Raw genomic sequence first — 13,600 nt, 5'->3', positions numbered from 1 at the left:
CTTCAACCATGTCGAAGAGTGACCCGGCCCAGCCGCCGCCCGTACACGAGCAGGCGGGTGTCGACCATGTGACGAAGCGGCAGGATCCCGCACCCGACGCGGAACTGCGCCGTCTCGGCCGCACGTTGCTTGCGCAGGTACGGAGCATCGCCGCGCACGTCACCGAGACGGTGATCCCCGACTCCGCGCTGCCCGACGCACCCCAGGTCGCCGAGTGGACCGATCCGCCGGGCCATCGGCTTGCGCTGCGGGCGCAGACCGGCCTCGGCACCGGGATCTCTGCCGACGAGGCCGTTCGCCGCGCCGTCGAGGCCTTCACCACCGGTGGCTTCGACATCGTCGAGGAACGCCGTGCCGGTAGGGTCGCGGCGCGTGTTGTGGTGAGCGGGAGCCGTGCCGGGTTCCGGATCGATGTCCGCGTCTGGCCCTCCACCGGCGATGTCGTCTATGCCGGCGTCACACCCACGGTGACCCTGTCGGCCCCGCGAGCACCGGAGCGCCCCGACCCCGTACACACGGCGGAAACCGTCGAACCGGGTCATGCGCTCTGTTACGAGTGCAACGGGCTCGGCTGGTGCCCGGCCTGTGGTGGCCTCACCTGGGTACTGGACGGCGCCGGCCTGAGGAAGGTGTGCACGGAATGCCGGAAGCAGCGAGTATGCCCTGTCTGTCGCGGCGCCGGTCAGCTGCAGATCGCCCGGCTCCGCCGGGCCGAACAGGCTTTCTACGCCGAGCTCACCGATCCGCTGCCGAGAGAGGGCGAGGCGTGACGACGCCCCTGCGGCTCCCGCGCACGAACGCCGAGGCCCGCCCCTCCGAGGCATGCAGGAGGGGCGTGGGCGTGACGGGGCTGCATCGCGCCCCCAGGGGGAGGGCGACATCGGACAGGAGCGGGATGGTGCGCGCAGTCCGGGGCATAGGAGTGGTCCACTTCGCAGACAGCCCCGAGGAGGGATCCGCGTGGACCTTTACAGCGTCATGTGTGTGAGTGACCGGAACAAAGCGCGCGCGTGGTACCAAGCGCTCCTCGGCCGCCCAGCCGACGAGATCATCGGTGAGGAGTACCTGTGGCAGCTCGGCGAATGCGCATGGCTCGTCGTCGACGATCGGAGCATGCGCGCCGAGCGAGTGGGCGGAGCCATGATCACGCTCGGTGTGGAGGACCTGGACGACATTCTGGCGCGTCTCGCGGCACACGGGATCAGCCACGAGCCACTTGAGACATACAGCAACGGCGTGCGCCATGCCGTCGTGACCGACCCCGATGGAAACAGCGTGTCGCTCGCCCAAGCGCCTGATCAGTGACCGTTCTCAGTACTCCCGCTCCGGGGTGAGGGCCGCTTGGGTGATTGACGCTACTTGCGTGGACGGGGCCACAACCGACCCCATTGGCTCACGAACCGGGTCCTGGCACCCAACCCGCCCTTCGCCACGAGACCGGCCTGCCCGACACCTGCTTCGACACCATCCGGGAAACCCTCCCGCGCAGTCGTCCGCAACGCCACAGGGCCAGGCGCGACGTCAGCCCCGCCGCCTTCCGGTAGGTGAAGGTACTTTCTACGAGATGGGGAAGCTTGGTGCCTCGAAAAAGAACAGGTGAGGAATGAACAGCATGGAGAAACAGTCCGAAGAATCCGACATTGTCATTGCGCCGATGACCATTCGGCACCTGCCTGATGTCTTTGAGTTGGGCCATAAAGCCTTTGATACCGAAGTCAAGCCCTACACCAGCTGGTCGTTGTCTGCCGCGGCCGTACACATCGACGCTGCGCATCCCGCGTGCTTCGTAGCCCTGAGGGGAAGTGAGCTGTGTGGTTTTGTACTCGGCTCCATGACTTTCGAGCAGCGCGCAGACTGGGGATACCTGGAATGGATCGCCGTCGATTCTGCCGTACGAGGTCGAGGCGTGGCCGGCCGACTGGTGGCGGTGTGCCGTGACCACCTCATGGCTCAGGGAGCGGACGCCGTCATTACCGATGTGGAGGCACGCAACGAAGCCTCGCTGGCGTTGATGCGCCGCCATGGCTTCACAGTCGGGGCCACGGTCAATCTGCTCGCATACGCGCGTGAAACCGCAGTTGAGCGGCCTCCCTCCCTGGGCGCCGGGAGAAACAGCGATGCCCCTCACTCGGAGCAGTAGAGCTCGCTCGGCATTCGTCCCGGGTTCCGGAAGAAGCGGTCTTCCCGCAGCAGGCGTACCGCGTCACCGACCTGAAGATCGGCGGTGCCCTCTCCGCGTCGGGATGGCAGCGCTCGCGCATGGCCATCCGGCGTAACTTCGCGCCCTGTCACCGCGACTCGCCCACGGCACAGCGTAAGCAAAGCGCCTGAGGGTATGGCGATCCTCATGAACGAGGACGAGAAGCCGGAGCTACTGCGTGGCCTGAGTGTGGACGACAGGCGGCCCGAGCGCCCGGTGCTGCTCGATGGTGCCGGTGAGGACATTCAGACGTGGCGAGACAACTATCCCTACGACCGCAGGATGCGGCGCAAGGAATACGAACGAACCAAGCGCGTGCTGCAGATCGAGTTGCTCAAACTACAACGGTGGGCACAGGAGTCGGGGGCCCGGATCGCCGTGCTCTTCGAGGGGCGCGACGCGGCCGGTAAAGGGGGCACGATCCAGCGCTTCAGTGAGCGGCTCAACCCTCGTACGGCGCGGATCGTCGCACTGGACAAACCGTCCGAGCGCGAAGCGGGGCAGTGGTACTTCCAGCGGTACGTGCCACATCTCCCCTCACGCGGAGAAATCGTGTTCTTCGACCGCTCCTGGTACAACCGCGCCGGCGTGGAAAAGGTGATGGGCTTCTGCACCGAGGACGAGTACGAGCGGTTTCTGCGTCAGTGCCCGACCTTCGAGGAAATGCTGGTGGACGACGGCATCACGCTGGTGAAGTTCTGGTTCTCGGTTTCGCGGGCGGAGCAGCGCACCCGCTTCGCGATTCGCCAGGTGGATCCCGTACGGCGGTGGAAGCTGTCGCCGACCGACGTCGCGTCCCTGGACTTGTGGGACGCGTACACGGCGGCCAAGGTCGCGATGTTCCGCGCCACCGACACCGCCTGCGCCCACTGGACCGTCGTGAAGAACAACGACAAACGGCGCGGCCGCCTGGAAGCGATGCGCAGCCTCCTGTGGCGCGTCCCCTATGACAACAAGGACCCCGAGGCCATCGGCGAGCCCGATCCTTTGATCGTCGGTGCGGCCGAGACGCTCATGGAACGCGGCGAGGACCCCTCACACCTCTCCCCCACCCCACTCGCGGAGAGACAGGACGGCCCCGGCAACCACCCCTCCGCCTGACGGATGCAGCCCATTGCTTTCCTAGGACCTCTAGGTTAAACCTAGAGGTCCTAGGTTTCAGGTCGGGTCCACCGCTCCGCGACGGGCGGCACCCGAGTGGCCTGTGCCGTCTATCGAGAAGGAGAACTCCCATGAGCGGCCCGACCATCGGCAGCCTTCGGGTACCCGGCGCGACCCTGCATTTCGAGGTACGCGGCCGCGGACCGCTCCTCCTGCTGATTCCCGGCGGGACGGGCGGCGCGGCCTCGTTCGACGGCGTCGCCGACCGTCTGGCCACGGCATACACCGTCGCCGCCTACGACCCGCGCGGGATCTCTCGCAGTCCGTTGGACGCCCCCGGTGCCGCGCAGTCCGTGGCCGAGCACGCCGATGACGCGCTCCGGCTGCTGGAGCTGCTGACTCCCGGTGAGCCGGCGCGGGTGTTCGGCGCCAGCTCGGGCGGGATTGCCGCACTCCAGCTGCTCGCCGCCCACCCCGGTCGCCTCGCGCGCGTCGTGGCGCACGAGCCGCCGGTCGTGGAGGTTCTGTCGGATGCCATCGAGCACCGAGCCTTCCTCGACCGGGTGCGGGACGCACTCCGGAGGCAGGGGCTCGGGCCGGCGATGGCCCTGTTCGCGGCAGGCCTGGCGAAGGGCGGCGGCGTCCCCGGGCCGGAGCCCGTCCCCGATCTTCCGCCCCCGGCGCTGGAGCCGACCGACGCGAGGGTGGCTGGTTTGCCCTACTTCCTCGGGCGCATCGTCCCTGCCTTCATGTCCTACGCCCCGGACATCCACCGGCTCAAGAGCGCGTCGGACCGCCTCGTACTCGCCGTCGGACAGGATTCGTACGGTGAACTCCCCCACCGCGCGGCAACCGCCCTCGCCGAGCAGCTGGGCGCGGAGCCCCGGATCTTCCCCGGCGGCCACCTCGGGCTGACCACCCACCCCGGCGCGTTCGGCGATGCCCTGCGCGCAGCCTTCCAGGGCTGAGCGCGAACACCTCCCGGGGCCTCCCCCGGGCGCCACGAGTCTCGGCCTCACGTCGTTGATCCGCCGTTGGAGGAGGGTGAGACGGACTCGCGGTTCGTCTTCTACGTGACGGCCCCTGGCGACGGCCACCCCAGCCACCAGATGAAGAGGCCGCTCAGCAGGACGAGCAGGAAGAGTACGGCGTTGGTGCGGCGGTAGGCGACGAGGAGGGCGACGAACTCGCGGATCATGGCGCTCGGCCAGAAGTACGCGGCTGTCGGGGCGCCGATCACGTGGCCCCTGATTCCGGTGCGGCGCGCGATGACCGCGGCGCGGAAGACGTGGTAGTTGTTCGTGACGATCACGCAGCGGTAGTGCGGATTCGCCCGCTCCATCAGGGCTTTGCTGAACGTCAGGTTCTCGTCCGTGGTCGTCGAGCGGTCCTCGCGTTCGATCAAGTCGGCGGGGAAGCCCTGCGTGACCAGGTAGTCGGCCATCGCGTGGGACTCCGGCAGTTTCTCGTCGGGTCCCTGCCCTCCCGAGGTGAGCAGGACCGGGCGCCGGCCCTTCCGGGACTGCCTGGCGTGTTCCTTTCGGGCCCGGTCGAGACGGCCGGCCAGCAGTGGCGGCACGGTGGTCCCGCCGATCAGACCCGAGCCGAGGACCACCACGTAGTCCGCCCGGCGCCGGATGCGCAGACGCCCGTACAGGCCCCCGTAGACGAGGAAGCAGAGGAACAGGAAGGCGACGTATCCGGAGAGCGCCACCGCCGTCGCCGCGACCACCAGAAGCGTGTGCGTGTGCAGCACCAGCGCGGTGATCAGCAGCACGAGCAGGGCGACCAGGGCGATGCCCGCCCCCAGGGACAGCAGGTTCGCCGGGCTCCTGCCCTCCTTGCGGACCATGGTGATCCCGTTGGCGATGAGGAACCACGCCAGGGTGACGACCCCCACGCCCGCAAGGGTCAGCAGCACGACGACCAGATCGCGGCCCAACTGGGCCCGCTCGGAAGCCACATGCAGTACGAGCGCGATCACCGCGAAGACGATGGACAGCCCCAGGAGGACCGCGTTGCTCACTCGGCGGCGGTCTCGCACCACACCGACACAGAACAGGGCGAAACAGATGAACGCCGGTACAAAGGCCACCATGCACCGATCCTACGAGGTGTGGGGCGGTCCCGGTCGAGCGGGTGAAGGGTCGCGCGGAACATCCGGATCGCCCACCGTCGGTCTTCTGTTCGCCCGCGAGCCGGCCGACTGTTCTCCTGGTCCGGCGGGCCGCGGTGACCAGGGAATCCCCCATGAGCGACTGGCCGTTCGCTGCTACCGTCGCGTCCCATGAACTGGCTCCCCGATGACTTCGTCCATCCCACCCGGGTTCTGCTGCAGGGTGGCAGTCATCATCTTCGACCGATCCGGGAAGCAGACGTCGCACTCGACTATCCAGCTGTGATGGGTTCACGCGAACGACTGTGGACCATCTACGGTCCCGCCTGGGGCTGGCCCGCAGCAACCATGACCTACGAAGCCGACCAGGCGGACCTCCTGCGGCACGAGAAGGAAATCAACGCACACCAGTCCTTCAACTACGCCCTGTTCGACGCGGCTGAGACGGCTCTGCTCGGCTGTGTCTATATCGACCCTCCGGAACGGATCGGTGCGGATGGCGAAATCGCCTGGTGGGTGGTGGACGAGCTGGTGGGCAGCGAGACCGAGCGGGCCCTCGACGCACTGGTACCGCAGTGGATCGCCGCCGACTGGCCCTTCGAGCAGCCACGTTTCATCGGACGCGAGATCTCCTGGTCGGACTGGCTGGCCCTGCCTGAGCATCCCGGTACGTGAGCGGGGCGAGCCGTTCCCGGTAGCGCACGCCTGCGGTCAAGACGGCCACACCGCCATGCGACGAAGACGGCCGCCATCAGGGTGATCAAGCGCCGCACGCGGACCGGAGGACCGCGTGCGGCGCTGCCCCCGTCACTGGTCCGGACGCGCTTGTCAGGGCAGCTCGCGCTGACGCGGCCAGGATGGGGACAGGCGACCCATCGGTGAGGGAGAAGCATGAAGGAGACCGACGCGAAGGCGGCGGAGACCGACGGGGCGGCGGCCGGCACAGGTCTCTCCGGTGAGGTGGACCTGCGCCGCGTCGGCGCGAACCCGGACTACTGGTACCCCGTGGCGCCGGCCAGAGAGGTACGCCCGGGAAAGGTGGTCGCGGCCTCGTTCGCCGGCGCACGCCTCGCGCTCTACCGGGGGACGAACGGCACCGTTCACGCGCTTGAGGACCGGTGCGCGCATCGGCAGGTCCCTTTGAGCATGGGCGTCGTGGAGGGTGACGTTCTCCGTTGCCGCTATCACGCGTGGGCGTACCGCGGTGACGGGCGGATCTCGCAGATCCCGTACCTGTCCAAGGAAGACCGCCGGCCACCCCGAGGTGTTCGCAGCTATCCGGTACGCGAGGCATACGGTCTGGTCTTCGTGTTTCCCGGTGACCCGGACAGGGCCCAAGCCACCGCACTGCCGTCACTCCCCCTCTACGGCTCTCCGCAGTACAAGACGCTCATGTACTCGCGCACCGTCCGCTGCCACTACTCGTTCATGCACGAGAACCTGCTGGACATGAACCACCAGTTCCTGCACCAAGGCGTCGTCGGCCGGCTCCGGCCGCAGCTTCTCGGTCACCGCAGCAGCGCTCGCTCGGTGGAGGCCGAGTACCTCTTCACCCACACCGGGGGGAAGCGCAACGCCGCCGCCGGCATGCTGGCGGCCGAGGGCGTCGCTGGCGGCTCCAGCGACGTGATGACCATCCGGACGGACTACCCGTACCAGACCCTCCAGCTGGTACCTGAGGGCGCGGATCAGCCGGTCTTCAGCCTCTGGGCGGTCTACGTACCCGTGGGCACCGACCAGCGCACCTGCCACGTCCACGGCCTGCTCATGATCAAGAAGCCCCGGGTCCCGGGCGTGCTCGGTCTGGCCACCCCGCTCATCAGGCGATTCACCGAGCGCGTGTTCGCGCAGGACCGCATGGTGGTCGAGGCGGAGCAGCGCGCGTGGGGAGAGCAGGGCGAAGACCGCAACCACGAGGTGTTCACTCCGATCCTGGACCTCCGCGAAGTCCTGCGCGCCAACGGCGTACCCCTGGCCGTGTCGGGCCGGCGTCCCGCCGAGTCCCTGGTCTGCCCATCGGGTGCGGCCGAAACCTGCGGAAAGGGCCGTCTGCCGGCCGGCCCGACGGTGTAGGGGGCGCTCTCACGGCCGGCCGGGACCGTCCCGTCGTACGGCGGGTATACCTGCTGTCGGTGTGCGCAAGGCGCCGGCATAGCGTGTGAACGCGGTGGCTCGCCCGACAGCGCTTCGGCCCGAGCTCACCGTGTCCGTGCCCGTGCCGCGCATTCCGTAGGGCTCCACGGCGGGTACGCGACGGAATCGCCCTCGACGCTCGACCACCGCACTCACCGGGAAAGAATGGGTATGACGACGAACGACGACCTGGTGCTCGACGACCTGGTGCTCGACGACCCGGTGGGGCAGTCACTCGGCGGTCGGCACGCGCATCTTGCCCGGCGGATCGGCAGGGCCACCACCTATCTCACCGAAGTGGCGACCTTCTCCTCGGTGTCCGCCGATCCGGGCCCGCAGGACTGGAGCGACCTGGCGGGCCTGCTCGGTCCGGGCGCCTTTGCCGACATGTTCAACTGTCCGGCCGTCCCACCGTCGAGCTGGGAGCCGGTCTTCAGTCTTGAGGGCCGTCAGATGATCTGGCCGGATGATGGCCTCCCCGGGCAACCGCATGCCGAGTCCGACACCGGCGTGGTCGAACTGGGCGCGGAGAACGTGGTCGAGATGCTTGATCTCGTCGCTCGGACGAAGCCGGGCCCTTTCTGGCCGCGCACCCATGAGCTCGGCACCTACCTGGGCATCCGGGTCGACGGCACCCTCGTGGCGATGGCCGGGGAGCGTCTGCGCCCTCCGGGATGGACCGAGATCAGTGCCGTCTGCACCGCTGCCGAGGCCCGGAAGCAAGGCCATGCCGCCTGTCTTGTCAGCGCGCTCGCCGCACGCATCGTGGCCCGTGGCGATCGTCCCTTTCTGCATGTGGCCGGGGCGAACACTGCCGCGATCGCGTTGTACGAACGCCTCGGGTTCCAGACCCGTGGGCCGGTGACTTTCCGGGGCTTCCGTACCCCGTGATGTTGCGCGTCGGCGATCCGCCGGACCGGCGGGCCCGCGAGGGTCATCACCGACTGTGGCACGGCTCCTTCTCGCCGTACTCGAAGCAGCTGGAACCGGCGCCAGTTGCCCACTACGGCTGGTCTGCTGGTTCCGGTTGCCGCGCCGACTGTCTGACGGCTCGTGGCGAGGCGCCCAGTTCCTTGCGGCAGGTCTTGTTGAACGCCTGGAGATCGGGGATGCCGACGGTCGCGGCAATCGCGGGGATGGCGAGTGTCGAGGCGGTCAGGAGGTGCTGGGCCCGCTTCATGCGGCGGTGCCGGATGTAGCCGACGACGGTGTGCCCCGTGTCCTTGCGGAACAGTCGCGTCAGATGGGTGTGGGAGATCCCGACGGCACGCGCGATGTCCGGGACGTCCAGCGGTTCGGCGAGGTGTTCCTCGATGTGGGTCATCGCCGTCCGCAGAACGGAGCGCTGGGGACCTGCGTGGTTCACGGACACACCGGCCAGGCTTGTCATGCGCCACAGCGCCGTCCAGAGTTCCGCCGCTGCTCGCGCCGAAGGCTGCGGGCAGGCCGTCGCGGCCTGCCGGAGCAGACCGCTGAGCAGCGTGGCGTCCGCGCCCGCGTCCTGCACCGCTGGGACGCGCAGCCGCTCGCCGTGACCGGGCAACGTGAAGTGGGCGTAGAGGTGCCGGCAGGGCGTGGTGTCGTAGTGGAAGTGCACCTCTGTGCCAGGCGGTACGAGGCTCACGTATCCCGGGCGGACCGGGTGCCGGAACCCGTCGTACTCCAAGGTGCCGGAGTAGTCGTACAGATGCAGCTGCCACAACTGCGGCAGGCGGAACACGTCGTGAGGGCCCGCGAACCCATGGACTCCCACGCCCGCGCTGTGCACGCGCGGGGGCAGGTCGAGGGAGAGTTCCACGGAATGGGCCATGGTGGGAAATTACCAGTCCCTGGTGGATTCAGCCCACGACTGCGGCGCTCTCGCTTCTTACGGTTGGTGCATGTCAACCACACGAAGACTACTGAGCACGGTCCAGGTGGCGCGGTTCGTGGCCCATGGCTTCCTGCGCCTCGACGGCATCGTGCCGCAGGAGCTCAACGAGGAGGCGTTCGGCGTCTTCGCGGCGGGGCTGCCCCCTGTGCCGTACGGGACTCCTGTACCGAAGGCGTTCCCCGAGGGATCCTTCGCGCGCCGGCTTGTCGAGCTGCCCGAGGTCGCCGGTGCGGTGGAGAGCCTGGTGGGGGTGGATCCGACCGTCGACCACCATTACGTGCACACGCGGGAGCCGCGGGAGGGAAGCGCGCAGCCACTGCATGCCGACGCTCTCATCGATCTGCGGACCGACGCCTTCGACGTGCAGCTCATGTACTACCCGCAGGCGGTCACCACGGACATGGGCGGCACGCTCATCGTTCCGGGCAGTCATCTGCGCCAAACCAACGAGTCGGACACCGGCCGCTACCAGAACCTCCGCGGCCAGACCCGGCTGACCTGCCCGGCGGGCACCGTCGTCCTGCTGCATCACGGCATCTGGCACGGCGGGCGGCGCAATGACAGCGACCTCGTCCGCCACATGTACAAGATCCGCTTCAACCCGACCGTCCCGCAGGTGCGCCTCTGGGACACGGAGGACCTCCACGACCCGGAAGTGCGGACGGAGTTGGGGCGCACCTTCCCCTGGTACGAGCCTGCTGTGGGCAGGCTCGAGATCCACAACCGGATCAAGCTCTGGCGCTTCCTGTCGGACGATCCCGAGTTCGACATCGAGTACGCGGCCACCCGCGTCGGCAACCGACCTGCGCAGAGGAGAAGCGCGTGATCAGTTCCACCACCGTGCGGCAGCAGGTTCTGTTCCTGTACCTGGCCACATCAGCTCTCGACTCCCAGGTCGTGGGTTGGGCCCGGTACGACGGTACCGGCGCGACCCGGCCGACGACCGGGGACAGCGATGAACCGCCTTACGAGACGGGCGTGGCCGCGCTGGAGGACGGCTGGCGTCTCATCCAGGCCGCTCAGCTCATCCCTCCCTACCCGGGGGCGGAGCGTGAGACGTCGTTCCTGAAGCACGAGTTCCTCTTCGAAAGGCTCGTACAGCACGAACCGGAGACGGGAGCATCCCCGTAGCGCCTGCCGCCGCGGCGTGTCGGTTCCTCGCCTGCGGCCGGGTGTCCGACGACAGCGCGGGCCCGACCGTCTCCGCACAGCCGGGGGCGGTCAGGTCGCAAGGCTGTCCAAGTAGCTGAGGACGGCCAGGACGCGGCGATGGCCTCCGTCGGCGATGGGGAGGTCCAGCTTCATGAAGATATTGCCGATGTGCTTCTGCACGGCGTTGTCCGTGACGAACAGCCGCTTGCCGATCTCCGCGTTGCCGAGACCCTGAGCCATCAGGGTGAGCACGTCGCTCTCGCGGGGGGTCAGGGTGCCGACGGCGTTCCCCGTGGACCCGGTGAGGAGCTGTGTGATCACCTCGGGATCCATGGCCGTGCCGCCGGCCGCGACCCGCCGCAGGGCGTCGACGAACTCACCGACCCGGCTCACACGGTCCTTGAGCAGGTAGCCGACGCTCCCGGAACCGTCGGACAGCAGCTCCCGCGCGTACACCTTCTCCACGTACTGGGACAGGATCAGCACGGGCAGACCGGGGTGGTTCCGGCGGAGTTCGAGCGCCGCTCTGATGCCCTCGTCGCGGAACGAGGGCGGCAGCCTGATGTCCGCGATGACGGCATCCGGTACGAGTTCGGCAACCTTCGCCAGCAGCGACGGCGCATCCGTCACCACTGCGGCCACCTCGATGCCCTTGCTGCCCAGAATCATCTCCAGCCCTGCTGAGAGCAGCACGTTGTCCTCGGCGATCACTACGCGCACGGCAGCTCCACCGTGACCGCGGTGGGCCCGCCGACCGGGCTGTTGATGAGGACGGTGCCGTCCAGTGCGGCGGCTCGGCGGCGTATGCCGATGACGCCGGAGCCGAGGGTCTCGTCGATGCCGCCGAGCCCGTTGTCCGTCACCTCGACCAGCAGCGTTTCCGCCGGCCGTGTGAGTCGTACGGTGACCTGCGTCGCGCCGCTGTACTTGGCCGCGTTGGTCAGGGTCTCGGCGACGATGAAGTAGGCGGCGGCCTCTACGGCGGCGGGAAGTCTGCCCAGTTCGCCGACCTCCACATCCGCCGGGATGCCCGTACCCGCGGTGACGGCCGAGACCGCGCCCTCCAGGCCCCGGTCGGCGAGGATCGGCGGATACATCGTGCGGATGACGTTCCGCAGCTCCGCCATCGCCTCCTCGGCGCCCTCGTGCGCCTCCTGCAGAAGCGTGGCGAGCGCCCCCGCGTCGTCGGGCAGCTCTTCCCTGGCCACTCCCAGACGCATAGCGATGGCGACGAGCCGGGCCTGCGTGCCGTCGTGCAAGTCACGTTCGATACGGCGCAGTTCGGCGCCATGCGCGTCCAGCACCCCCGCGCGGCTCTCGGACAGTTCGCCGACACGCTCGGCGAGCCGGGCCTCGGGCGAGGGCTCCAGTGCGGCCAGAGTGACACGCGCGTGCATACGGGCCAGACGCGGCACCGCCCACCAGGTAGCAGCGGCGCCCACGCCGCCCTGGACCACAGCGAGTGCCAGCGCGGTGGCCCATCCGGTCACCGGCACGGTCCCGAACAGTTGCAACTCACCCTGGGGAAACACCTGCCACAGCAGGGATACGACGACGCTGCCCACGGCGGTCCCCACGCAGAGGAGTGCGGCCAGCCCCGCGGGCAGGCCGGTGATGACATGGCGCAGCACCCAGCGCAGATCGCGGCGGTACTCGGGGTCGTCCAGCAGCCGGCGCCACTGTGCGGACAGGCCCTTGGGCAGGCGGGCAGGGCGCGGGCGTATCTCCACGCCGAGCAGTGCGGCAGCCCGTTTCCGGTGCCACTCCGACCAGTGCCGCAGCCCCCGCATCAAGAGGGGGAGCGCAGTCAGCCCGGAGGCAATCGCGCCCACGGCCAGTACCGGCAGTACGAGTATGGACGCCATTGCCGTCGGCAGGCCGACCAGGAGGTACGTGCTTGCGCTGGTCACTCGTCTTCGTGGCTCGCTCATGCGCATCAGTGTGCGGCACGCCCTGTGGCGTGCACAGTACGGCTGGCTGTACCCCTTACCCGCATACCCTCGGGCCCCGATCGCCCTGTCTCCGCCACGTACCGGCTCGACGCTGCGGCCGTCGCGTATCCATTAGCCTGGACTGCCGGCCTGTCCGCAGAGTAGCGATCATGACATCTCAGGCACGTGCCGTCACCCTCGAACGCTTCCGCTGGATCGGCGGCCATGCCGATGTCTGGCCGATCTTCCGCGACCCCGAGGCACTCGCCGTGGTGGTCCGCGGCCTGGCCGGGCCGTTCCGGGACGATGGCGTCACGGCCGTCTGCGGCGTCGAGTCGCGGGGATTCCTGCTCGGCGCGGCGGTGGCCGTCGAACTCGGCGTCGGCTTCGTGGCGGTACGCAAGGGCGAGGGGATCTTCCCGGGGGACAAGGTCACCCGGCGCAGCGACCCCGACTACCGGGGTACTCGCCAGGAGCTGCGCCTGCAGCGGGCGGCGGTGGGCCCCGAGGACCGGGTGCTGCTGGTCGACGACTGGATCGAGACGGGCAGCCAGGCGTCTGCCGTACGGTCCATGGTGGAGGAGTGCGGCGGGCAGTGGGCCGGCTGTTCCGTCGTCGTGGACCAAGCGGACCCGGCCCGCCGAGCGGACTTGGGCGTCCGCAGCATCGTCACCGCCGCCGAGCTTCCCGCCTGGAAAGGGACGTCCTGAATGGCGGCCGAGCCACCGAGTTCGTCGGCCCGGGTGGGCTACGCCTTGTACGGATCCGCGTTCGGCTGCTTGGCGATCCGGTCGCCGACCGCGACCGTTTTCCAGAAGCGGCGGCTGACCCGGACCTTGACCGACGCGCCGCCAACAAGGCGGACTTCGAGGAAGTGGTACATGTTCGAGCCGTCGAGCATGCCCCGGGACCTGTGGGCGACGACGCCTTCCCAGGCGTCGTCTCGCCCCATCTCTTGTGATTTCGACATGCTTGCGAGCCTACGCGTCGCGATAGACGCCCAGTAGGTCCGCGAATCCCGTCTCGTCCAGGACAAATGTCATGCCTCAAGGCTCAGTCTGCCCGCCGAACAGCCCGCCCCGGTCCCGCAGAGT

At 68.7% G+C, this 13,600-nt stretch carries 16 protein-coding genes; 11 read left to right on the top strand and 5 right to left on the bottom strand.

Translation table 11 applies throughout. The features are described from left to right. The first annotated feature begins 8 nt into the window (after positions 1-8). The 5 genes from EAO73_RS13280 (at position 9) to EAO73_RS13260 (ending at position 4,269) form a co-directional block, all read left to right on the top strand. Complete coding sequence (locus EAO73_RS13280; RefSeq protein ID WP_224756267.1) at positions 9-770, top strand: hypothetical protein; 762 nt, start codon at positions 9-11, stop codon at positions 768-770. Positions 771-960: 190 nt separating this feature from the next. Beyond that, complete coding sequence (locus EAO73_RS13275; protein ID WP_147971748.1) at positions 961-1,305, top strand: VOC family protein; 345 nt, start codon at positions 961-963, stop codon at positions 1,303-1,305. A 307-nt stretch (positions 1,306-1,612) separates the two neighbouring features. Continuing rightward, positions 1,613-2,140: a GNAT family N-acetyltransferase gene (locus EAO73_RS13270; RefSeq protein ID WP_147971747.1), complete on the top strand. Its 528-nt coding sequence runs from the start codon at positions 1,613-1,615 to the stop codon at positions 2,138-2,140. A 207-nt stretch (positions 2,141-2,347) separates the two neighbouring features. Beyond that, entirely contained in the window at positions 2,348-3,301 is a 954-nt protein-coding gene (ppk2, locus tag EAO73_RS13265; RefSeq protein WP_147971746.1) for a polyphosphate kinase 2, read from the top strand. 131 nt (positions 3,302-3,432) lie between these two features. After that, positions 3,433-4,269: an alpha/beta fold hydrolase gene (locus EAO73_RS13260; RefSeq protein ID WP_147971745.1), complete on the top strand. Its 837-nt coding sequence runs from the start codon at positions 3,433-3,435 to the stop codon at positions 4,267-4,269. 101 nt (positions 4,270-4,370) lie between these two features. Here EAO73_RS13260 and EAO73_RS13255 read toward each other — a convergent pair whose 3' ends face one another. Beyond that, on the bottom strand, positions 4,371-5,399 hold the full coding sequence (locus EAO73_RS13255) for a YdcF family protein (protein WP_147971744.1): 1,029 nt from the start codon (positions 5,397-5,399) through the stop codon (positions 4,371-4,373). Positions 5,400-5,588: 189 nt separating this feature from the next. Here EAO73_RS13255 and EAO73_RS13250 point away from each other — a divergent pair, with 189 nt between their 5' ends. The 3 genes from EAO73_RS13250 (at position 5,589) to EAO73_RS13240 (ending at position 8,441) form a co-directional block, all read left to right on the top strand. After that, entirely contained in the window at positions 5,589-6,092 is a 504-nt protein-coding gene (locus tag EAO73_RS13250; RefSeq protein ID WP_147971743.1) for an N-acetyltransferase, read from the top strand. 216 nt (positions 6,093-6,308) lie between these two features. Next, positions 6,309-7,490, top strand: a complete 1,182-nt coding sequence (locus EAO73_RS13245) for an aromatic ring-hydroxylating oxygenase subunit alpha (protein ID WP_147971742.1) — start codon at positions 6,309-6,311, stop codon at positions 7,488-7,490. Between the two features lie 231 nt (positions 7,491-7,721). Further along, positions 7,722-8,441, top strand: coding sequence for a GNAT family N-acetyltransferase (locus EAO73_RS13240; protein ID WP_147971741.1), 720 nt, complete (start codon positions 7,722-7,724; stop codon positions 8,439-8,441). A gap of 112 nt (positions 8,442-8,553) precedes the next feature. Here the strand turns inward: EAO73_RS13240 and EAO73_RS13235 are convergent, their stop codons facing one another. Next, complete coding sequence (locus tag EAO73_RS13235; protein WP_147971740.1) at positions 8,554-9,360, bottom strand: AraC family transcriptional regulator; 807 nt, start codon at positions 9,358-9,360, stop codon at positions 8,554-8,556. A gap of 70 nt (positions 9,361-9,430) precedes the next feature. On the opposite strand from EAO73_RS13235, the gene EAO73_RS13230 reads away from it, so the two are divergent. Both EAO73_RS13230 and EAO73_RS13225 read left to right on the top strand, forming a co-directional pair. Continuing rightward, positions 9,431-10,249, top strand: coding sequence for a phytanoyl-CoA dioxygenase family protein (locus tag EAO73_RS13230; protein ID WP_147971739.1), 819 nt, complete (start codon positions 9,431-9,433; stop codon positions 10,247-10,249). Positions 10,250-10,263: 14 nt separating this feature from the next. Further along, the gene (locus EAO73_RS13225) at positions 10,264-10,554 is read left to right on the top strand and encodes a hypothetical protein (RefSeq protein WP_376557114.1); all 291 of its coding nucleotides are present in this window, start codon (positions 10,264-10,266) and stop codon (positions 10,552-10,554) included. A gap of 90 nt (positions 10,555-10,644) precedes the next feature. On the opposite strand, the gene EAO73_RS13220 is transcribed toward EAO73_RS13225, so the two are convergent. Then, positions 10,645-11,295: a response regulator transcription factor gene (locus tag EAO73_RS13220; protein WP_147971737.1), complete on the bottom strand. Its 651-nt coding sequence runs from the start codon at positions 11,293-11,295 to the stop codon at positions 10,645-10,647. After that, the gene (locus tag EAO73_RS13215; RefSeq protein WP_147971736.1) at positions 11,286-12,506 is read right to left on the bottom strand and encodes a sensor histidine kinase; all 1,221 of its coding nucleotides are present in this window, start codon (positions 12,504-12,506) and stop codon (positions 11,286-11,288) included. Before EAO73_RS13215 ends, EAO73_RS13220 begins: the two co-directional genes overlap by 10 nt. A gap of 170 nt (positions 12,507-12,676) precedes the next feature. Here EAO73_RS13215 and EAO73_RS13210 point away from each other — a divergent pair, with 170 nt between their 5' ends. Further along, on the top strand, positions 12,677-13,216 hold the full coding sequence (locus EAO73_RS13210; RefSeq protein WP_147971735.1) for a phosphoribosyltransferase family protein: 540 nt from the start codon (positions 12,677-12,679) through the stop codon (positions 13,214-13,216). Positions 13,217-13,254: 38 nt separating this feature from the next. Here the strand turns inward: EAO73_RS13210 and EAO73_RS13205 are convergent, their stop codons facing one another. Beyond that, positions 13,255-13,476 carry a hypothetical protein gene (locus tag EAO73_RS13205; protein WP_147971734.1) on the bottom strand — a complete coding sequence of 74 codons (222 nt, stop codon included), beginning with the start codon at positions 13,474-13,476 and terminating at the stop codon, positions 13,255-13,257. Positions 13,477-13,600 lie beyond the last annotated feature (124 nt).

The organism is Streptomyces sp. col6 (assembly GCF_008042035.1).
Taxonomy (GTDB): Bacteria; Actinomycetota; Actinomycetes; order Streptomycetales; family Streptomycetaceae; genus Streptomyces.
Note: the sequence above shows the minus strand (reverse complement) of the source record. Positions and strands in the feature narration are given on the sequence as shown.

Bases quoted from the DNA above. Each gene is read 5' to 3' on its own strand.
- EAO73_RS13235 (WP_147971740.1), bottom strand. From the start codon at position 9,360: ATGGCCCATTCCGTGGAACTCTCCCTCGACCTGCCCCCGCGCGTGCAC.
- EAO73_RS13280 (WP_224756267.1), top strand. From the start codon at position 9: ATGTCGAAGAGTGACCCGGCCCAGCCGCCGCCCGTACACGAGCAGGCG.
- EAO73_RS13270 (WP_147971747.1), top strand. From the start codon at position 1,613: ATGGAGAAACAGTCCGAAGAATCCGACATTGTCATTGCGCCGATGACC.
- EAO73_RS13245 (WP_147971742.1), top strand. From the start codon at position 6,309: ATGAAGGAGACCGACGCGAAGGCGGCGGAGACCGACGGGGCGGCGGCC.
- EAO73_RS13250 (WP_147971743.1), top strand. From the start codon at position 5,589: ATGAACTGGCTCCCCGATGACTTCGTCCATCCCACCCGGGTTCTGCTG.
- ppk2 (WP_147971746.1), top strand. From the start codon at position 2,348: ATGAACGAGGACGAGAAGCCGGAGCTACTGCGTGGCCTGAGTGTGGAC.
- EAO73_RS13240 (WP_147971741.1), top strand. From the start codon at position 7,722: ATGACGACGAACGACGACCTGGTGCTCGACGACCTGGTGCTCGACGAC.
- EAO73_RS13215 (WP_147971736.1), bottom strand. From the start codon at position 12,506: ATGAGCGAGCCACGAAGACGAGTGACCAGCGCAAGCACGTACCTCCTG.
- EAO73_RS13260 (WP_147971745.1), top strand. From the start codon at position 3,433: ATGAGCGGCCCGACCATCGGCAGCCTTCGGGTACCCGGCGCGACCCTG.
- EAO73_RS13205 (WP_147971734.1), bottom strand. From the start codon at position 13,476: ATGTCGAAATCACAAGAGATGGGGCGAGACGACGCCTGGGAAGGCGTC.
- EAO73_RS13230 (WP_147971739.1), top strand. From the start codon at position 9,431: ATGTCAACCACACGAAGACTACTGAGCACGGTCCAGGTGGCGCGGTTC.
- EAO73_RS13255 (WP_147971744.1), bottom strand. From the start codon at position 5,399: ATGGTGGCCTTTGTACCGGCGTTCATCTGTTTCGCCCTGTTCTGTGTC.
- EAO73_RS13210 (WP_147971735.1), top strand. From the start codon at position 12,677: ATGACATCTCAGGCACGTGCCGTCACCCTCGAACGCTTCCGCTGGATC.